Genomic DNA, 20,367 nt, shown 5'->3' with positions numbered 1-20,367 from the left:
TCCATACTCGGAATCGCTGTTTAGAACGTTGAAATACTGCCCGCAATGGCCGGCAGATGGCTTTGCCAGCCTGGACGCCGCACGCATCTGGGTCAGGGATTTCATGCGTTGGTACAACCACGAACACCGGCATAGCCGGATCCGCTTCGTGACCCCGGCGGAGCGGCATCAAGGGCAGGATCAACAGATCCTGGCTCAACGTCATGAACTGTACGAGCAAGCCCGAAAGAAAAGCCCGGAACGCTGGTCTGGACGAACACAGAACTGGGAGCCGATAGGCACGGTGCTGCTGAATCCGGATCGAGAGCAGCAGGCCGAGAAAAGAGCAGCATAGTTAGACGGTGACGCGACAACTACCTTGAAAAACGCCGGCCGTCATGCAGACATCACTGGATCATCTTTGCGCTGCTCCAGGTCTCGGCGCAGTGCTCAATTTCCGCTGGCACAGTCTTCTGCAATTTGGCCAACCGGTCTCCTGCCACCAAAGCGCGTAGGCGAGTCTGTTGCGCCACGGCGGTGATGCGCTCCTGTCCACTGAGTTCGCCAAGACTTGTGGCTTGTGTTGCAGTAAACGGCATCAACCTCGCACTTGCAAAAACTGCGTCTACACTCGCTCTTGCTGGCCCAGAAGGATCGACGGCTGCCATAGGTTTTCGTTGGGTCCTTTGAAAACTTTCTTCGAGACAAGGAGCAGTCATGACTACCCCAGATACACTTGTGCAAAGACAAATCAGTCTTACGCATGCTTTCGTGGTCAATAATGCAGCGCTGTATTCACAGTCCTGGCAAAACATCAAGAACCCCAGGCCGGACCAGGTTAAAGACAATATTCTTTCGCGTCTCAATGGCTCGAAGGTAGGCGGCGGCTATGCCGTAGCCTGGGGCCCCGCGCTGGTAATGGATGGCGAGTATGCAGCGCACATCACCGCGGTGCTGATTGGCGGGAGAAGCGGGAACGACGTCGTCGTAGTGACGAGTGGGACACTCAAGGATTCCTTGAAGGATCAGGTGGACGATCTCGATATTTTTCCAATGGTGTCATTGCAGAGCATTATCCCGGGTTACCAGGGTTCGGCGCGCATTGCGCAGGGAACGTCGGATGGTGTGAGCGCGATACTGAACAAAGCCTCTGCTATCGGTTCTCAGGGCACACTGTGCGATTTTCTTGGGAAGCTACAAAGTGGAACGAGCATTCGTTTGGTGGGACATAGCCTCGGCGGTGCGCTCATGTCAGTGGTAGCGCTTTATCTGAAAGACAAATTTCCGGGCTTTAATTTCTTCTGTGAAACCTTTGCTGCGCCCACGGCGGGGGATGGTTATTTCGCCAGCTATTTCAATAAACAAATGGCCGGTAATGCGCTGCGCATTTACAACACCCTGGATGTCATTCCGATGGCGTGGTGCGCAACTTCTCTCGATTACTCCTTGACTCTTTATGATAATAATCCCGTTGATGAAAACACGAGAAAAATGGTCTGTTCTGCCATAGACAAGGTTGTTGATAACAATCTGAACTATACGCAATGGGGAATGGGCAGCGCAAACATGGAACTGCGGCTCTGTGGGAAGCCTCAATCCGACTGCACAAGCTATGATTCTCAATCCGGTTATCAACACATTTATGAGTACATGACACTGCTGGGCCTGCAGCCCACTGATATACCGATGCCTCCGTTCGGCAGCTAGTAGGGCACTCTCGCCGTCCAGATGTTGAGTTGCGGTTGCCGAGGGTTCCTTGGGGAAGTCGACGCAACTGCAATTCGTACATCAGCAAGTGCTGTGCCCGTAATAGTACTCAGGCAGACGCGATGTGGTGGGTGAGTTCATCTTTGCCAGGAACCGCAGTTTTTCGCGCTCATCGATCGGCTATTCAATCCCTGGAAGCCTCTATGACCAACCCGAATGCCGTAAAGACTTACATCGGCTGCTATTACCTCACCATAATCGTCAATTATGGGGGGATAGGTTCCAATACCTGGTTCGCATACCGTAACGGTAATTCACTGGCCTGCGAATTATTGGACGATGACACCGAGAAAGACGCTACCTTGTTCGCCTTCTATCTGGGAGATACATTCACGCCCGACAACGCTATCAATCAGGACACCCACCGCTGGCTCCAGGTTCAATCGGTCCGTGACGGGGTTTGGTTGGACTGTGGAAGCCCGATGTCGGGCGGTGACTGTCACGATTTCGATGTCGCGCTCACCTCTCCAGACACACCAGCGACGCTCGCTCTGACGATCCATGATCCGTATGGCATTCCTCCGGCAGATAATGCCATCTGGATGGAGCTCATTCGAGGTCGGTCGGTTATATCCGTGCTCGATATCGATATCATCGCCAATACGGTCACTTGGAAAGATGTTGAGCTCGCCCTCATTTCTGCCAACCCATCCGTGCCTGTCATTACACAACAGTTGCTCCCCGGAGCGTCGGAGCTGAACAAGCAATCGTACGACAAGGCCGATTTCTGGTATCTGTTCCTGCACAACGTGGATTTCTCCGGTACTCGAGTGACGAACTGCAATCTGAGCAATGTCACTTTCTCGGGTATTGCGAATTTCTCGGGCACAGTGCTTGATGGCAGTAACCTGAGAGGTTGCACGTTGGACGGCGCGAACTTTCGCAATGCATCACTCAAGAACGCCGATTTCAGCGGTGCCAGTTTGAAAGAGTGCGACTTCACGGGGGCGGTGCTCGATAACTGCAACTTCGAAAGTGCAGACCTGGGAAGCGCCGACCTGTCCCTGGCGACCCTCTCGGACCTTACCAAGCCCATCCGCATCACCCGACACGTCAATAAACGCACCATTTTTTCGAATGCCCGGGTAAACAAGGTCCTTACGCACGCGCTCGACAGCGAGGATGATGACATCTACATCTGGAGTTACGCACAGATGGACGGTGTCAAGTTCATGATTGAAGACCCCGACCATCCAGGCACCGCGATCCTCGATGGGACGCTCGATAATCTGATCGCACAATATGCGGTTCTGACCGGCGTGCAGTTTGGCGCTGTGGACTCTCCAAGTATCAGCGCCGCGGACTTTTCCTATGCACAGCTCGGGGGCGCCAACCTCGTGAACGCGGACCTGTCATACACCAAGTTCGACCATGCCACCTTCTCGACGCCAGATGGCAAGCACCGCTGTAATCTGAGTGGGGCGTACCTGCTCGATGCCTCATTCAGCAACGCGGACCTGTCGTTTGCCATGATGCCGCTCTGCTATTTGTACGGTAACTCAGCGACCTTGGTTGGCGCGACCATCACCCAGGTGGACTTCGCGGGCGCGTACCTGGTTGCGACTAATTTCTCGGGGCTGGGAGGACAGAACGCCGCAGGTGTCACCTTCGACGGAGCGTGCCTCATCAACGCTCGATTCACCGGCGTCGATCTGTCGACTATCGATGATCAACGAGCATGCTCGTTTGCGAACGCGTGCCTTCAAGGGGTCGATTTTTCAGGTGCGAATACGGTTGGGGTGAATTTCATCGGAGCGGCCGTCAGCACGGACGAAGGTACATTGACCGTCCATGGTGGTCGGGAAGATATGACTCCGATTACCTATAACGTCACACGGATGCCAAAGGACACCACCGGTGCGACGTGCCCGAATGGCCAGACAGGGCCTTGCACCGGCACCATGTGGCACGCCAACGACGCTCCGATGAATACTTGGAATTACGGCGACCACAACTGACCGGGAGACACGGCACATCCCGCACGACATACGCACCCAAGTACCGTCAACACAGGGAAAGAACCATGAATCAAAGGAGTGATGGATCGGCTAACCGCCGCGCGGACAAACTGCCTGGGCCGACCGAGACGCGCACGCTGCACTTCAACCTCAAGCACTGCAAGGACCTGGACGATGTGGTCCTGCACGCAAATTTGAGGGAGTATCGGCTCGAACGTCACACGCCGCAGACCCTCTCACGGTCCAGCCAGGACACACCCTTCCTGGCGCTGCTCCCGCAAGAGCACGTCACGCATTACATCGAGGATCTTCCCGTGCCCTCGAACCGTCCGGCATTGATCACCGTGTCCACGGCGACAACTATCGATAAATCGATCCGCAACACCATCGCTATGTACCTGCATGTCCCCAAGGCAGGCCGGGTGGCAGCGCGGGAAGAAATGAAGAAGCGCGGCAAGGATATATTGGCCACGTCATATGCCAAGCTCGCCAGGTACGGCGTCACCTCGGAGCATCTTGAACCACTGATCCTGGAGGGTGATTTTCCGGATAAGGTGGACAGTTACGTCGAGGCCATGGAGGCCGCGGTCGCCGTGCTTTTCCATCACCCGAGCTTGCTGAATCTCAGTGGCGATAATGGTGGTGCTATTCCTGCCTATATCAAGGAAAGTTGCATCAAGATCGCAATCGCGAATGACGGGAATACCCTGGTACATGCCATCGAGGGGGCCGGTGATGCGTGGCAGAAAAAAGTACCGCTGCTCGACTGGGATAACAAGCAGGTGTACGACGGCAACAAGCCGCTCTATACGTCCAGGCTCCACCAGAGCGTGAGATTGGCCGTATCGAGCACGCTGCCGCTGGCGATCCAGCTATCCCGCCAAGAAGAGTACCTTCGCGGCGCGCTGTGGAAGGTACTCGATGGCGTTGTGTCGAGTGAATATCAGGGCACGGCGGGCTCCCATTCAGTGCGCCGGCATGACCAGGACTCCCAGTGGAAACTGAAAAACCTCACCCCGGGCCTGGGCGTTGTGGTCGATCCTGCCAGCGTGAAGTACGACGGCACCAACATGTCCGTGACGGTGGAGAATCAGTGGCTCAGGCACCTGGGGGCCTACATCGAGTTCCTGGATGCCCGTGGCACTCCCGTCGCGTCGCCGGACTCGTGGCCGGCGGCTTCTATCCCCAGCGTATTCAGCGGCACTGCCACAACGAAGTACCTCGACCGGGTCGGGCCGATTGATGAGATCGCCGGCATTCCCATTGATGTCACCGACATGACGCTGACGTTCCCCGTGCCGGAGGCGGCCAACGCGGTGAACATCCATCTGGCGGGTCTCGGTGTTTTCGGTCCAGGGCGTACCGACCAGCATATCTGTATTCTAGGGATCTTCATGACGGCGACCTTCGAGTATGCGATCCCGGTTATCGCGCTCGTCGTCGGGGCCGCAGTGATGAACACCGAGTTCGTCACCAACCTGCTGAAGGATCAAGCGGTCTACGTTGGCATCCTGGGCGTCCTGGCGACGATCGACGCCACGATTATCGACTACGCATTGACAGGTGGAGTCAAGGAGGTGCTCCTCAAGCTGGCCAACATCATCGGGCCCTTGTTATGGAAGACGGGCCTGAAGGCGATGTTGCTGGAGTTTATCGCGCAGGGGGCGTTGGAGGAGGCGATTCCGTTCGTGGACATTGCGCTGGAAGCAGTCAATGCAGCGATCACCGCAGCGCAGCTTTGCCAGACGACGTTTGAGGTGCTGGAGGCAGCACCGATCTACACCTCAACAGTGACGAGGACGATCGATCTGGATATCACCGTCGCCCCGGATTCGCAGTTCCATTACTTCCCGATGCAGGCGACGCATTACGTGGTCACCGTGTCGTACGACAGCCAGGTGACGGTACCCACCAAGACGTTTTCGCTGTCGGAGGGGACGAACAACCAGTCCATCCCGGTCAGCTTCAAGGGCATCCCGGGAGGAGGGCAACTGAAGGTGACCGCAATCTTCTATGCCGACAATGGATGGGTTGCAGGTCGAGGGGCGACTGACTGGACACCTGCGCTGGGCACGGACGGCAGCACGCTGGTGATACCGAACCTGGAGATCAAGAACAGCCTGCCTCCGCTTACCAAAAGCTCGGTCTACGAGCATCTGGAGAAACTGGCCTACGAGGGCGGTGCGCACATTTGGAACAGGGGGGCATCACCTCCAACGGCCACGGCGACCACCGGATCTGATCTCATCAGCCTGACGAGCATTACCCTGGCGCAGGGCCCCGCGTCGATCGGGTACGCATGGCAGGCCACCCATCTGAACATTCCGGAAAACCTGGCGACAAACCCGCAGTCGGTCGACGCCATGTACACGGTGCAGAACGTATCACTCCTTGCCCCACCGGAGCAGGCCTGCCAGCCGCTCGACGTCGGCTATAACGACAAGTCGGGCATCAGCTACGATCTGGTAAGCCCGTCGGATGGCTCGGGGAGAAACTTTTTCCTCGACAGCTACCCGGTTGCAACCAGCAGCGATTATGACGCACCGTCGTACGTTCATCTTCGCAAGGTCACGCTGAGTTACGACAACGGGTCAAAATGCGCGCCCCTTCATGCTGGGGCGGGACAGAGTTATGGTCGGTTCCTCGCGGGTATCCCGCTGGATGATTTCGTTCTGCACCCGCAAGGCTACGTGTTTGCCATCAGTACCGGGCGAAGCAAACTGCTCCGATGCGAATTGTCGAATACACCTGTCGCCGATAGCGAAGCCCCCGACGCTTGCCTGCTTTCCGGCAAGGGTACCCGGGAAGGGCTGGTGTCGGAACCGGTAGCGATCGCTATAGGCCTGGACGGAGTCGTGATGGTGCTCGAATCCGGTAACGCACGGGTGCAGGCGTTCGACATCCATGGAAATCCGGTCAAGTACTTCAAGGGCAAGTCCTCGTCGGCGCTGGTGCTGAACGCTCGTGAGCATTCGACTTTCCTCGACCTGGACGTGGAAGCCAAGGGGTATGTCTATGTACTTTCTTATACCGGCGATGGCGGCTCGTCGGATGACTACTACATGGACATCTACACGCCGGAGGGCGACCTTCTGGTATCAACGCAGGGTGTTGCATCCGGCAAGCTCGCCGTGAGTCTGGACCGGAACGTATACGCCCTCAACTATGAGCTGATCCATGGTGCGGATGGGAGACCTGAGCCATCGATCAGCCATTGGATGCCGCCGGCGCCAACGGCGTAGGCGCCGCTTACCCTTTAGACGTATCGGATAAAAAATGCGTTTATCGCCAGATGCCCCCGTCCTACGGGGCGCGTCTGGGGGGTAAAGGCTCAACTTTACGGCAAAGCTGCCATCGGCTCGGACGATGGGGCGCAGCGAAGTATTCGCGGTGCAGGCAGGCGTCCTCCCAGCCTGGATCCAGGCGGTGTCCAGCACATGCAGCATCAACTCATTGGAGCTGACTGTGCGTGAGAAGCCCCGGGACTTGGCTCCAGGTGATGTCGAATCGCGCCAGAAATTTTCGGATTCGATCGGAATCATTACTCGATGCCTTGGCTGATCGGCTCTGTGAAAAGAGTTTGCGACCGGCATCCGCCTGGCTTGCCGCTGTGCTGCATACCTTCAGGACCGATTCCAGTTGAAGGCGATCAAACAGGTCGATCTCAAGGCCGGCTTTTGCCAAGTGCTCGGACAATGGGTCCAAGGCGGTCGGTATCCGCCAGTCCAGGCGCAGTCGTTCCAGCTCGTCCTCCACCAGCGTCATGTCGATGCGGCCGCTGTCGGCCAGTGTGGCCATGCGAGTGATCGACGCCGAGAGTTGCCGGAAGTTGCCTGGCCAGGCGGCATCCCTGGCGGTGGCGAAGGCCAGGTATCGACGCCGGGCTTCGGTGTTGAAGCGAACCATGTGGCCGTTATCCCGGGCATGGCGCTGCAATTCGAAATCGATGTTTGGCTCGATGTCCTCGCTCCGATTGGCCAGTCCGGGCAGCACAAAAGTCCAGATGTTGATCCTGGCCAGCAGGTCTTCGCGGAACAGACCTTCAACAACGCGCGCGTGCAGGTCCCGATTGGTGCCCGCGATCAGCGTGAAGTCAGACTCGACCTCCTTGTCGGAGCCCATCGGCAAGAACTTCTTTTCCTCGATCGCTTTCAGGAGCATCGCTTGCTCGTCGAGTGGTAGTTCTCCGATCTCGTCGAGGAACAGGACGCCCTTGTGGGCCGAGCGCAGCAAGCCGTCGCGCGCCTGTTGGGCGCCAGTGAAGGCGCCTTTTGTATGGCCGAACAACGTCGACATGGCGGTATCGCCGCGCAACGTGGCGCAGTTCGCCTCGACGAACGGACCTTCGACCTGATGACGACCCCGTTTCAGCTCGTAGATCTGCCGCGCGAGAAAGGACTTGCCCGCCCCGGTAGGGCCGCTGATCAGGATCGGTGCCCGGGATCGCACGGCGACCCGTTCGAGCTGTTCTATCGTCCGGTTGAACGCCGCGTTGCGGGTCGCAATACCGGACTTGAGCAGTTCGGTGCCTTCCAGGCGCTCGGCTTGGAATCGCTTGGCGATCTGGTCGTAGCGCTGGAGATCGAGGTCGGTGATGACGTGTTTGCCAGACGGGCCCGTATCAGCATCCCGCAAGCCAGTTGGCTGCGTCTGGATCAGCCTGGCAGGGATGTGCCGGGACTCGGCCAGCAGGAACCAGACGATCTGCTGGACATGGGTGCCCGTCGTGATGTGAACGAGATAATCCTCATCCTCCGTATCAAACCGGTAGTCAGCCGCGAAGTCATGCAGTGCGGCGTAGACCTCTTCGAAGTCCCATGGGTTTCGCATCGCCATGGTATGCAGGCGAACCTCGGTCTCCGGCGAGACTTGGGCGATATCAGCCGCTATTTTCAGAGCGAGATCGATGTCCCAGCGCGCTTCACCGTGAATCAGCTCCAGGCGATCGATCACCAGGTCGGGCTGCTGGCACAGCGAGAGGGTAGGGCGCCATTTGTTCCAGCGCTGCTCCCCCTTGCCGACGCGGTCGAGCTTTGATCCAAGAATCCCGATGGCGACTGTCTTTTTGTCCTGCATTGCTGAATATCTCAAAAGATAGAGAACGATAATTGAGTATAGTTTTGAGGCCTGTCAGTGAACAGTGCCGACCTGTGAGGACTAACGGCATTACGATTAAAGTCCTTGAATATCAATTGGATAGTAAAAATATGATCCGCCAGCCGTAGAATTGGCATGCCGCTCGCTATAGAGCTCCCAAACAGAAATCACAGGAGCGAAAAAACAATGACCACTCAAACCTTCGAGCTGCTTGAAGTCGAAAACGGCAAGCCCATCAAGATGTGGACCCGAGGCGTCCCGGTTGAGCCCGAGGCCAGGCAGCAATTAATGAACACCGCGCAGATGCCGTTCGTGTTCAAGCACATGGCGGTCATGCCCGACGTTCATTTGGGAAAGGGCTCGACGATCGGGAGCGTGATTCCCACCAAGGGCGCGGTCATCCCCGCTGCTGTCGGGGTCGACCTCGGTTGCGGGATGTCGGCGGTCCGCACCTCGCTGCGCGCCAGCGATCTTCCTGACCATCTGTTCGGCCTGCGTTCTGCAATCGAGAAGGCTGTGCCGCACGGACGCACCTCGGGACGTAGCGGCCGGGACAAAGGGGCCTGGGACAGCGCACCGGCGATTGTCGACCAGGCCTGGTCAGCCCTCGAGGGGCGTTTCAACCTTATTACCCAGAAGCACCCGAGCCTTGAAAAGTCCAACAACCACAAACACCTCGGGACGCTGGGAACCGGTAACCATTTCGTCGAGGTGTGCCTGGACGAAGCCGACCATGTGTGGGTGATGTTGCATACCGGTTCCCGTGGCGTAGGCAACGCGATCGGTTCGTATTTTATCGAGAAGGCCCGTGAGGAAATGCGCAGGCACATGGTGAACCTGCCTGACCGGGACCTGGCCTACCTGCGGGAAGGAACGTCCAGCTTCGATGACTACGTCGAGGCTGTCGAGTGGGCCCAGGATTTCGCCAAGCAGAACCGCGCGGTCATGATGTTGGCGGTGCTGGATGCCGTACGATCGGTCATCACCAAGCCCTTTGAGTCGCAGCTGATCGCCGTCGACTGTCATCACAACTACGTGGAGCGAGGGACTTACTTCGGGGAGGATATCCTTCTCACCCGTAAAGGCGCCGTCTCTGCGCAGAAGGGTCAGATGGGGATTATTCCCGGGTCGATGGGCGCAAAGAGTTTCATCGTCCGGGGCCTGGGTAACGAGGAAGCCTTTTGCAGTTGTTCACACGGTGCGGGTCGTGTGATGAGCCGTACCAAGGCCAAGGCCATGTTTACGGTCGAGGACCAGGTGCGGGCGACTGCTCATGTCGAGTGCCGCAAGGATGCGGCGGTCATCGACGAGATCCCGATGGCCTACAAGGACATTGATGCGGTCATGGCGGCCCAGCACGATCTGGTTGAAGTGGTCCATACCCTGCGCCAAGTCGTCTGCGTGAAGGGGTGAGTGGATGGGCCAGGATCTGATTCTCATCGACGGCACCGAGGGAGGAGGGCAAGTGCTGCGTACTGCCCTCAGCCTCTCCATGATCACCGGCCAGGCGTTCCGGATGACAGGAATACGCGGCAAGCGCTCCCGGCCCGGCCTGTTGCGACAACACCTCACCGCAGTACGAGCAGCGGCTGAGATCTGCGGCGCCAAAGTCCTGGGAGCGGAACTCAATTCGACCGCTATCGGATTCCGTCCCGGGGCCGTAAAGGCCGGCGAGTATTCGTTCGCGATCGGCACGGCGGGCAGCACGATACTGGTTCGGCGCTTTCGACCAATTGCTTGACGATGTCGATGCCCTCAGGGGCTTTCAGATTGAGCGCAAGGGACTTCTTGTTTCGCGATTGCAAGTACCACCACAGCGACGTGCCTTCGTGCATCTTTCGCCATTTGCGTAGGGGGTCACCATGACCCATCGATTCGATCTTGATCACCTCCGCACCAAACTCACCGAGCAGGCGTGCTGCAAACGGCGCGGCGATTAAGGTACCGATTTCAATGACGCGAAGGCCGTTAAGGGCAGTCATGGGGATGTAGCCTCGTGTTCTTGGAATTTGATCCAAGCCTAAGAGAGGCCAACCACTCGCTACCAACCGTAAATTTGGAACGAGTCTTCGCGAAATACGAAGACCGCGATTCAGAGCCCTTGAAGATGCCTGTACAACAGCTTGCTAACCGGCGAAAGTGCGTCCTCGTTCCGGATCACCAGCAGCATGCTGCGAATGGCCCAGTCATCTTCCAGCGCCACCGCCTTCAGGCCCAGAGACCGGCCAATAAGCTCGAAAGCCTTTCGCGGCAGCACTCCGATGCCCAGGTCAGCCTGCACCATCCGGCACACTGCGTCGAACCCCGGCACGTGAATGCGAAGCCGCAGCGCTTTTGCGCAGCTGCGCGCGGCCGCGTGGGTGCGCAGATTGATGAAGCTGTCGGCGTGCAGGCCGACGTGATCGAAGTCGAGCGTCTCGGCAAAGGCGATCCGTTCTTTTACTGCCAAACGGTGTTCCGGGCGCATGACCACGACCAACTCATCCTGGCGGTACGGCACCGCGTGAAGCCCTTTGACTTCTGTATCCGCGGAGCAGATCCCGATATCGGCCACCCCATCCAGAATACCCTTCACCACCCCCGCACCAGGCGAGCCGCCAACTTAGGTGGGTCGATCACCAGGAATGCAATTGCAAAGCGCAAGTCGGGAATGGCCCGATAATCGGCTTCCAGCATGCTTCGATAGCCGTGCAACCCTAATGGTTTCGCGTTGTGAACCACATCCGGGTGCACAAAATGGCCCAGGTTTGCCCAGTCCTGTGCATTCAGGCAGGCGATGTAGTCGCTATAAAGATCGGCAAGGTTCGGGCTCATGGGGCTGGTTCTCCTCCTCATGTCTGTTCTTGCCTTTGCGATCCTAGGTCCTACTGTGATGTCTCATCAAGGCAGTGAGCAGAGTAGAAAGTCAGCGGTGTAGGTGAGTGGTCATCGCGTTGCTGAACGACCATGGCGGAGCGTCCGGCGGACACGGGGTCGCCGACGCAAAGGCGCCAATGCTGACTTTCAATGGGGTTGAACGGCGACATGCACGAAGAACATCAGCGTGAAGACCACGAAAATAATATTGAAGGCGTAACCGAAACTGGTGCCGGTGAAAACGAGCATTTCGGCACTCTTATCGAGCATTTCGGCACAGTAGTCACTCTTCGTTCAACCTAGAATCGAGCTTCACCTAAGACTCAGATGGAGCCGCGATGAACATCAGATCAGTCCTGCCTGCACTTTCCATGGCTGTAGCATTCAGTGGATATGCCGCCGACTTCTCACTCACCAGCCAGGATATTGCTGACAACCGTCCGCTGACCAAACGCGAAGTGTTCCAAGGCTTCGGTTGCGAAGGTGGCAACACTTCTCCCGAGCTTTCCTGGGCAAACGCTCCCGCAGGTACTAAAAGCTATGCGATCACGGTCTATGATCCCGATGCACCGACCGGTAGCGGTTGGTGGCATTGGACGGTGGTTAACCTGCCGACTTCCACCAATAGCTTGCCAAGAGGAGTGGGGGCGAACCTGCCTGCCGGTGCAGTACAAGGGCGAACCGATTTTGGCCAGCCGGGATTTGGCGGGGCTTGCCCACCTGTAGGTGATAAACCCCATCGATATCAATTCACCGTATGGGCGTTGAAAGTGGATAAGCTACCACTCGATAGTGAGGCCAGCGGTGCCTTGGTAGGGTACATGCTCAATGCCAACGCCCTTGCCAAAGCGACCATTACTTCAACTTACGGACGTTAAGAGCGATGCGCCCTTGTGACGGCATACAGCACCGGGAAAACATTATCGATGCGTGTGTCATACGGGCGCGACAGCCATTGACCCTGCCAAGGGTGCCGGTGTTCGTGACCACCTTGTGTCGAGTGCGACAAGGGGAGAAGCTGTTGCAATGGGATGATCGGGAGATGCGTGCCGGGCCGCAACATCTGATCCTGATGCCGGCCGGACGCGAGCTGGGTATCTCGAACTTCCCCGGACTTCACGGTCACTACGTCGCCGATGCGGTAACCTTTCCCGTCTCGACATTGCGTAACTTCAGCACCCGATATAGCCAGCAGATCATGAGCCGTCATGGTGAACTGAAGACTGATCTATGCGTCCCTCTGGACAGGCACACAACACAGGCATGGGATCAATTGTTGGCCTCTATCCATGCGAACTCCCCGGACGCATTACGCGCGCTCTACGGGGAAGCGGTTCTTCTGAGTCTGTGCCTGGGTGGCCAGGTCGGACCTCTGCTGATGGGGCGCAACGATCCAATTCGCGAACGTGTGCAGCAGATCGTCATGGGCAGTCCGGAGAAAGACTGGACAGTTGCGACCATTGCACAACGCCTGAACCTGGGTGAGTCGACGTTGCGCCGCCAACTGGCGAATGAGGGGGACAGTTTCAGGAATATCCTGGAGAGTGTTCGACTGGCGACGGCGTTGCAAGGGTTGCAAACAACGTCTCGCCCTATCGGGGAAATTGCTGCGGCCTGCGGTTACGCCTCGGCTTCACGTTTTGCGGTGCGCTTTCGCTCACACTATGGTCTGTCGCCACGTGAATTGCGGGCAGGGATTTAGGAGCCGTCATGCAGACATCACTGGACCATTTAGTCGTCGTGGCGCCTACGTTGGAGGCGGGTGAGCGCTTTGTGAGTCAACGATTGGGTGTGGAGCTTCAACAAGGCGGCTGTCATTCGCTTATGGGAACCCACAACAAGCTGCTGCGACTGGGGACGAGTTTCTATCTGGAAGTGATCGCTATCAACCCGGCGGCCCCGCCTGTAGGGCGGCCTCGCTGGTTCGCCCTGGACGGGTTACCAGACAACGCGTCTCCTCGGCTGGCCCATTGGGTTGCTGGAACCGACAGCCTGAAATCGCTTGGCTCGATGTTCGCGGAAGTCGTCGGCCAGGTACAGCCGATGAGCCGAGGTGAGTTGTGCTGGGATATTACGATTTTGGCGGACGGTGGATTGCCTTTGGGGGGAGCCGCCCCCAGCCTGATTCAATGGGGACAGCCGGCGCACCCTGCAGCGATGCTTGAAGATAAAGGTTGCTCATTGCAGAGGCTCGATATTTTCCATCCTGCGCCAGAGAGGATCAGCCACCTGCTTGATGCCATGAATTTTTCCGGGCCAGTTCGGCTTCATCGATGCGATAGCATTGAAATGTCACGCTTGGTTTCCTGTATCGAAACACCAGCGGGGCTCAGGAATTTATAGGGTGTCGCGTCCTGAATAAGGTTTACACCTTCTGATCTGCAGGAGGAAATGATCGCGCGAATGGAAGAGGTTTCGACCGGTGGCTGCGTGGCTTGATATCCCCGTCCCTCACCAAACCCTGGTTCACATTCATCAAGGCATTGAAGAATTGGGACGGGTCTACCAACCGGGGTTGCCATCAACAGCACGCACCGGCTCGGCCCTGTAGCCGCTATGAAACCCGGTCGAGTCGACGCCAGACGTGCCCAAGCCACAGCCGCTCGTTGCGTCGCCCGGCCATCGGGACGGCCGCCGCACTGACTCTCAGTCCATGCTGAATGCCCGCGCTCCGGCAGCTGTGTCCAGCGCTTCCCTGAGCAGCTTGATCTTCCCGCCCTCTGCGATGAGCAAGCCTGCATAGGTTTGCCGATAGACCTTGCCCGTGCCGACGACCAGCGCCTCGACGGAGTATTCGCCGAAGACCTTGTCGGGCGTGTCGATCCAAACCTTGAAATCCTTGAACCGGAAGTCCGGAATCTTCACAAGCAGGTCGGCGACCAGTTGCTCAATGGCGGCAGGTCCCTGTGCGTGCACATGAACAGTCGGTATTTCCAGCGCGCCGTCTTCGGCAAACAAGGCCGCGGCTGACGTCGGCGCCTGGATGTTGTCTTGATAGGCTTGAAGCAATTGGAGAGCAGTTTTCATAGTGTCCTCTGGGGGGCTGGATCTCTGGTGTGGATTCGTCAGTCTTGCCCGGTATCGCTGTCTATGGGTGATCGAGGCTGGCGATGGATGAGAGCTTAGAGAGTTCACTTCGGTGAATAAATGTGCAAAAAGCTATTTGTTAATTCATGATGATGAATAATTCTCGCCCATATTTCCTAGACACCCCGGCCCCTTTTTAATCATGGATCAATTGCTTGCCTTACGCGTTTTCATCCGTATAGCCGAGTCAGGCGCGTTCTCAAAAGCCGCGGATTCGATGAACATTCCGCGCCCGACCGTTACCAAACTGATGCAAGACCTGGAGCGTCACCTCGGCACGAAGCTGCTACACCGAACGACGCGACGCGTCAGCGTGACTTCGGAGGGGGCGGCTTACTACGAGCGTGCGACGCGGCTTATCGGTGACCTTGATGACATGGACGAGAGTATGGTGCGTGCACAGGCCCAGCCGCGTGGCCGCATCCGCGTCGATATCGGGTCGGTGCTGGCGAACATGATCCTGATTCCGGCGCTTCCAAGTTTCCGCGCGCTATATCCCGAGCTCCATATCGACCTCGGTGTCAGTGACCGGCCAATCGATCTGATCGGCGAGGGTGTCGATTGCGTCATTCGCGGCGGAGAGTTGGCCGACACCTCACTTGTCGCGCGACGACTCGCAGACCTGGACTGGGTCACCTGTGCGAGTCCGTCGTATCTTGCCGTACACGGTGTTCCCATCCATCCTTCCGAGTTGATGCACCCTGGGCCAGCGGCAAAGAAGACGACTGGCGGGCCGGGACATGCAATCCTAGGCTACTTCTCATCACTCACCGGGAGGCCCTTCCCATTGGAGTTCTGCAAGGCAGCCGAGCAGGTTCTGGTCCAGGGGCAGGTGGTGGTCGGGGTCAACGACAGCTCCGCGTATTTGAGCACGCTGCTCAGTGGAGTGGGCCTTGGTCAGGCGTTCAGGTTCATGGTCGCCCCGCATCTTGATAGCGGAAAACTGTGCACCGTGCTCGACGATTGGAGTCGGCCGCGACATCGATTGAGCGTGATTTATCCGAGCAACAGGCATCTCAGCGCAAAGGTTCGGCTGTTCGTCGAATGGGTGGTGCATGTGTTTGCTCCGTTTGACGCCCGATAAATGCTGCCTGGACGCAGCCGAGTTCGCCCGCCAGCGTTTCAATGCCCACCCAAGACTGTCTCTCAGGTATCAATCGTCTTGGCAAGATGTGCCATCAGCCACTGACGGAAGCGGTTGACGCTTTGTCTGTTCTGGGCCCGGCCTTGGGGTTCCAGCAGGCAGAACTGCGCATCGGTGCGTAATATTGCTTGTGTCGGCCGCATCAGGTTGCCGGTCTGCAAGTGGTTACTCAGCAGGCCCGACCAAGCCAGGGCGATCCCCTGGCCCGCCAGCGCTGACTGGATCAGCATGGCGTAGCTGTTGATATTGATGCGGCGCCTGGGTTCTGGCGCCGGGTAGCCGAGGCGTTGAAACCATTCTCTCCAGCCAATCCAGTCCCGGTGCTGATCTTCCAGCCACAACCAGGTGCATCCCCCCAACTGTTCCAAGGTCTCGATCCCTGGGTGCTGCGCCAGATAGGTGGGGCTGCATACCGGGAAAATCTCTTCGTTGAACAGCGGTGTGACTTTCATGTTTTTCGGCGGCGTGCTGCAGTAATAAAGCGCCAGGTCACAGTCCAGCCGGGAAAAATCGCTGACTTGATCCGTCGCGATGATGCGTAGGTCAATCTCTTCATTCTGGCGCTGGAACTCCGATACAAGCGGCAGCAGCCACAACGACGCCATTGCCGTGCTGGTGACCACAGTGACTTGCTGGGCACCTTGCCAGTGACGTACGCCCGCCGTGGCTTGAGCGATTTGCTGCAAGGTGTCGCGCACACTTTCGTAATACTGGCTGCCGGTGGCGGTGAGGTTGATTTCCCGGGTTGTGCGGGTGAACAGCGCCGCGCCCAGGTAATCTTCGAGCAATCGTACCTGGCGGCTGATGGCGCCTTGTGTGACGTTCAGTTCGCGAGCCGCCACGGTGAAGCTCAAATGGCGGGCTGCGGACTCGAACGCCACCAGACTGTTGAGCGGCGGCAAAGGTTGCAGTTTCATCAGGCTGGTCACTGTTCTATAGGTGTTGGGCGCACAGATATTGTGCAGAAGCCCGTGTGCAGTGACTATCTAATTAGTGAGGCAAGTCTAGAGATCGAGGACCAGGTCAGAAGTGGGCTTGCTGCAGCACAGTAAACGCAGGCCTTTGTCGATTTCCCGCTGCCTGATACCGCCGTTGTGATTCATCTCGACCGTACCTTGTACCAAGGCGGTCTTGCAGGTACCACAGACGCCCTGGCTGCAGGAAGAGGGCACAATGGCACCGGCTTTCTTTGCGGCAGACAGCACCGTCTGGTTGCCCGGCATGCTGAAGGTCTTGCCCGAGCGAGCCAGGGTCACCGTGAATACCGCTTGCGGGTCGAGCGAAGTGGCCTGCTCGATCAATGGTTCTTCATTCAGTACGGCAATGTCGAAACTTTCCTGATGATAGTGGGCGAAATCGAACGCCGCTTCCCTGAGCAGCGATTTGACCGCTTCCATGTAACCCTGGGGGCCGCAGGTAAAGATTTCCCGTTCCTTGTAGTCCGGTACCAGTTGGCTCAACAACGGTAAATCGAGTCGGCCTATGGGTTGCTGCCATTGCGCTGTTTCGCCAAGTCCTTCGCAAATGCTGATCACTCGAAGTCCCGGCATGGCGGATTGCATGCGCGTCAGCTCCGCGTGGAAGATGATGTCGATCGGCGTACGGGCGCTGTGCACAAAGACGATATCGAGGTTGGCGGCCATGTCATAGGCGGCCCGAGTCATCGACATCAAGGGGGTCACGCCGGAGCCGGCCGACAGGTACAACAATTTACCTGCCGGATGGCCGATCGGCGTAAAGCTGCCGACGGGGCCGGACGCTTTCAGGCTATCACCTGGCTTGAGGTTGTCATGTAGCCAGTTCGACACCACGCCCCCCGGCACGCGCTTGACGGTGATGGAAAACGCAAAGGGCCGGGTCGGAGAGGACGACAGGGTGTAGCAACGGGCGGTGGTCTGCCCGCCAATGACCGGCGAGATCGTGATGAATTGACCGGGCTCGAAGCTCAGGGCGCTGAAGTCCGCACAACGAAAAATGAAGGTCTTGACGTCATGGGTTTCCTGGCGCACAGCGCAGCAGTGCAGGGTTTTCTGTTCTCCGCTGTGCCACTGCGCGCCAAACGTGCCCCAGGTGCCCGGGTCGGTAAAGTGCTGGGCTACGCTGACGTCTGCTGGGCGCGTCAGGTTCTCATAAGTCGTCATATTCATTCCTCACACGCCATGGGCGGCCAGACGCGCCGCGTACCAGCGAGAGAACTGGTCGACATAGGCTTCGGTAAAGGCCGAGAACGGTCCAGGCGTGTAGGATGGGTCCTGGGTGCCGCTGTGGGTAATACCAACGAGATTGGCGTCTTGCAGGTTGGTTGCGACCCAGACTTCAGTCAGCTTATCCACTTGATAATCGACGCCTTCGACCGCATCGGCATGGACCAGCCATTTAGTCCGGACCAGGGTTTTATCGGGTGCCAGCGGGATGATGTAGGAGACGACGGCGTGGTCGCTCATGACATGGGTCCACGAGTTATGTGTCCAAAGATGCATGTCGCCCAAGTCGCGGCGGGTGAGGTCTCCGAAGAGACGAGTGCATGCTACGCGGGTGTCCAGGGTCTGGGATTCGCCATTGCCGGCAATGGCCAGTCGCTGCGAGCGAAATTGGGTCACGGCGTCTTCGCCCAGGTGTTCGACGGCATCGCAGATATAGCCTTCGCTTTCCCAGTTGGCCTTAGTGTCTGCATTGCGTTGGTGATACTCCGCCAGCGCTTGAAGAGAATCCTCCCCCAGGCCGTCGGTACAGAATCCGAAATCTTCGGGCAGGAAAGAAGCAGTCAACTCCGGGTGAGTGGCAGCGCAGTGATAACACTCGCGGTTATTCTCGATGACCAGTTTCCAATTGCCGTTCTCGATGATTTCCGATTCGTAGGCGATCTTTGAGTGGGCAATGTCGTATTGGGCGAAACGCGGTGTCATGACCTGCTCAAGGTACATGATGTCTTCCGGTGGTTCGTCGCCCAGGCAGACGAAGACATGGGTGCCGATGACCCGGGTATGCACAGGTATCAGGCTTTTGCATTTGGAGTCGAAATCCTTGCCCATGTGCGCCGCATGTTTCAGGCTGCCATCCAGGTCGTAGCTCCATTGGTGGTAGGGGCAGACCAGCATGCCCACCGTCGACTTGCCAGCCTGTTTCAAGCGAGCCCCGCGGTGACGGCAGACATTGCTGAACGCCTGCACGTGCTCGTCATCGTCGCGCACCAGCAGGATGGAGGATTTGCCGATGTCGAGGGTGGAGACATCACCGGGTTCGGGAATGTCGCTGGTGACCCCCACCAGAATCCAATGTTTGGTGAAAAAGATATCGACGTCGGTTTCAAAAATATCCGGGCGACCAAATAAATCACCCGGCATGCCATGGCCGGGAGTGCGGTCGGTCAGAAGTTCACGATGGGTTTTCACGGCATTAATAGTCATTATGGGTCTCGCTCAAACTCAAAGTTGATCAGGCGGCAAGCACAGTTTGGAAAAGTGGAATAAGACCGTCAACGCGCTTTATTTTCACGCTCGCATAACTTTTCGTTATGCGTAAAAATTCTATTTAATCAGTGAGTTAAATAACTATCGTCGCGCAGCCAATCAATCAGCGCCTGGGTAATAGGCTCAACTTTTCGGCCGCTCGGAATAACCAGGTAATAGGCGTCCTTGGGCTTGACTCTATAGGGCGTAATTCTGATCAGCTCACCGCTATTGAGCCGGTGTGCGATCAGCCGACCCCATCCCAGTGCAATGCCATGGCCTTGTATGGCCGCCTGTATCGCGTCGTTATAGGAACTGCAGCGAAATGAGTAATTGAGCTTGGGGCGCATATCGCCGAGTTCCCGGCACCATCGGTTCCAGGTCATCCAGCCTTCCAGGGTTGGATCGGAGTCAATCAGCGCCGCGTCCAGAAAATCGGTGATGGATGAAGGGGGCGGATTGGCGGCGAGCCAGGCCGGCGAACAAACGGGAAACACTTCTTCATCGAACAGGAAAACCGAACTCCCACCCTCCCATTTCCCATCGCCAAAACGGATGGCCAGGTCAACGTCATCCCGGTATGTACTGGGTGAGACCTGGTGTGTCATCAAACGTAACTTCAACTTCGGTTGCAGGGTGCGTAGCGCGGTCAATCTGGGGAGTATTCTCAAGTGAGAAAACGCCTCGGTGCAGGCGATGGTGATCTCCTGTTCACCAATGCCCTCGGCAATTTTGTCGAAGACGCTGGCCATGCGATGAATGGACTCTGCGACGACCAGATGCAGTACATAGCCTTCGTGAGTCAGCTTGATCGACCGATGAAGGCGATGGAACAGCTTGGTTTCCAGGGCGTCCTCCAACAAGCGGATCTGTTTGCTGACGGCGGCCTGCGTCACGCCCAGCTCTTGGGCGGCCAGGGTGAAGCTGGTCAGCCGTGCCACGGCTTCGAATTCCAGCAAGGCCGTCATCGACGGTATCAACCGTCGGTAACCCTTGACCTTCTTATCGATATCGCTGGGTTGCATAGGTG

At 57.5% G+C, this 20,367-nt stretch carries 16 protein-coding genes and 3 pseudogenes; 10 read left to right on the top strand and 9 right to left on the bottom strand.

Going from position 1 to position 20,367, the window contains the following annotated elements:
- The 4 genes from AD665_RS22600 to AD665_RS22580 form a co-directional block, all read left to right on the top strand.
- Positions 1-334, top strand: a 334-nt coding sequence (locus AD665_RS22600) for an integrase core domain-containing protein (RefSeq protein WP_155514794.1), incomplete at its 5' end; no start/stop codon positions are given.
- Between the two features lie 362 nt (positions 335-696).
- A complete protein-coding gene (locus tag AD665_RS22590; RefSeq protein ID WP_053193846.1) occupies positions 697-1,686 on the top strand; it encodes a lipase family protein in 990 nt (329 codons plus the stop codon).
- 203 nt (positions 1,687-1,889) lie between these two features.
- Positions 1,890-3,704 (top strand): pentapeptide repeat-containing protein, encoded by a 1,815-nt coding sequence (locus AD665_RS22585; protein ID WP_024776533.1) that lies wholly within the window; start codon positions 1,890-1,892, stop codon positions 3,702-3,704.
- A gap of 65 nt (positions 3,705-3,769) precedes the next feature.
- The gene (locus AD665_RS22580) at positions 3,770-6,946 is read left to right on the top strand and encodes an NHL repeat-containing protein (protein WP_053193843.1); all 3,177 of its coding nucleotides are present in this window, start codon (positions 3,770-3,772) and stop codon (positions 6,944-6,946) included.
- 208 nt (positions 6,947-7,154) lie between these two features.
- On the opposite strand, the gene rtcR is transcribed toward AD665_RS22580, so the two are convergent.
- Positions 7,155-8,780 carry an RNA repair transcriptional activator RtcR gene (gene rtcR / locus AD665_RS22575; protein WP_053193840.1) on the bottom strand — a complete coding sequence of 542 codons (1,626 nt, stop codon included), beginning with the start codon at positions 8,778-8,780 and terminating at the stop codon, positions 7,155-7,157.
- A gap of 207 nt (positions 8,781-8,987) precedes the next feature.
- Here rtcR and AD665_RS22570 point away from each other — a divergent pair, with 207 nt between their 5' ends.
- Together AD665_RS22570 and AD665_RS22565 are read left to right on the top strand one after the other, a co-directional pair.
- Positions 8,988-10,214, top strand: coding sequence for an RtcB family protein (locus AD665_RS22570; RefSeq protein ID WP_053193836.1), 1,227 nt, complete (start codon positions 8,988-8,990; stop codon positions 10,212-10,214).
- Between the two features lie 4 nt (positions 10,215-10,218).
- A pseudogene (locus tag AD665_RS22565) lies at positions 10,219-10,518 on the top strand (RNA 3'-terminal phosphate cyclase); the annotation flags it as partial.
- On the opposite strand, the pseudogene AD665_RS27145 reads toward AD665_RS22565, so the two are convergent.
- From AD665_RS27145 to AD665_RS22555, 3 genes and pseudogenes are all read right to left on the bottom strand, one after another.
- Positions 10,517-10,783, bottom strand: a pseudogene (locus tag AD665_RS27145) (CoA transferase); the annotation flags it as partial. The pseudogenes AD665_RS22565 and AD665_RS27145 sit on opposite strands and share 2 nt — an antisense overlap.
- Positions 10,784-10,893: 110 nt before the next feature.
- A pseudogene (locus AD665_RS22560) lies at positions 10,894-11,391 on the bottom strand (LysR substrate-binding domain-containing protein); the annotation flags it as partial.
- Positions 11,373-11,615 carry an ester cyclase gene (locus AD665_RS22555; protein ID WP_024776541.1) on the bottom strand — a complete coding sequence of 81 codons (243 nt, stop codon included), beginning with the start codon at positions 11,613-11,615 and terminating at the stop codon, positions 11,373-11,375. The gene AD665_RS22555 and the pseudogene AD665_RS22560, both read right to left, overlap by 19 nt.
- Before the next feature lie 380 nt (positions 11,616-11,995).
- Here AD665_RS22555 and AD665_RS27140 point away from each other — a divergent pair, with 380 nt between their 5' ends.
- The 3 genes from AD665_RS27140 to AD665_RS22545 are packed head-to-tail and all read left to right on the top strand — an operon-like array spanning position 11,996 to position 14,000.
- On the top strand, positions 11,996-12,535 hold the full coding sequence (locus AD665_RS27140; protein ID WP_069018530.1) for a kinase inhibitor: 540 nt from the start codon (positions 11,996-11,998) through the stop codon (positions 12,533-12,535).
- A gap of 5 nt (positions 12,536-12,540) precedes the next feature.
- Complete coding sequence (locus AD665_RS22550; RefSeq protein WP_024776542.1) at positions 12,541-13,359, top strand: helix-turn-helix transcriptional regulator; 819 nt, start codon at positions 12,541-12,543, stop codon at positions 13,357-13,359.
- A gap of 8 nt (positions 13,360-13,367) precedes the next feature.
- Positions 13,368-14,000, top strand: coding sequence for a VOC family protein (locus AD665_RS22545; protein WP_024776543.1), 633 nt, complete (start codon positions 13,368-13,370; stop codon positions 13,998-14,000).
- Between the two features lie 303 nt (positions 14,001-14,303).
- Here AD665_RS22545 and AD665_RS22540 read toward each other — a convergent pair whose 3' ends face one another.
- The gene (locus AD665_RS22540) at positions 14,304-14,684 is read right to left on the bottom strand and encodes a nuclear transport factor 2 family protein (protein ID WP_053193833.1); all 381 of its coding nucleotides are present in this window, start codon (positions 14,682-14,684) and stop codon (positions 14,304-14,306) included.
- Positions 14,685-14,886: 202 nt separating this feature from the next.
- Between AD665_RS22540 and AD665_RS22535 the strand changes: the two genes are divergently transcribed.
- Entirely contained in the window at positions 14,887-15,828 is a 942-nt protein-coding gene (locus AD665_RS22535) for a LysR family transcriptional regulator (RefSeq protein ID WP_024776545.1), read from the top strand.
- Positions 15,829-15,890: 62 nt separating this feature from the next.
- On the opposite strand, the gene AD665_RS22530 is transcribed toward AD665_RS22535, so the two are convergent.
- The 4 genes from AD665_RS22530 to AD665_RS22515 form a co-directional block, all read right to left on the bottom strand.
- Complete coding sequence (locus AD665_RS22530; protein WP_024776546.1) at positions 15,891-16,805, bottom strand: LysR substrate-binding domain-containing protein; 915 nt, start codon at positions 16,803-16,805, stop codon at positions 15,891-15,893.
- A gap of 87 nt (positions 16,806-16,892) precedes the next feature.
- Positions 16,893-18,029: an FAD-binding oxidoreductase gene (locus tag AD665_RS22525; RefSeq protein ID WP_024776547.1), complete on the bottom strand. Its 1,137-nt coding sequence runs from the start codon at positions 18,027-18,029 to the stop codon at positions 16,893-16,895.
- A 9-nt stretch (positions 18,030-18,038) separates the two neighbouring features.
- Positions 18,039-19,295 (bottom strand): aromatic ring-hydroxylating oxygenase subunit alpha, encoded by a 1,257-nt coding sequence (locus AD665_RS22520; protein WP_053193830.1) that lies wholly within the window; start codon positions 19,293-19,295, stop codon positions 18,039-18,041.
- Positions 19,296-19,423: 128 nt separating this feature from the next.
- A complete protein-coding gene (locus AD665_RS22515; RefSeq protein ID WP_024776549.1) occupies positions 19,424-20,362 on the bottom strand; it encodes a LysR substrate-binding domain-containing protein in 939 nt (312 codons plus the stop codon).
- Between the last annotated feature and the right edge of the window lie 5 nt (positions 20,363-20,367).

The organism is Pseudomonas corrugata (assembly GCF_001269905.1).
Classification (GTDB): Bacteria; Pseudomonadota; Gammaproteobacteria; order Pseudomonadales; family Pseudomonadaceae; genus Aquipseudomonas; species Aquipseudomonas corrugata.
This window is presented reverse-complemented; position numbering and strand designations above follow the sequence as displayed.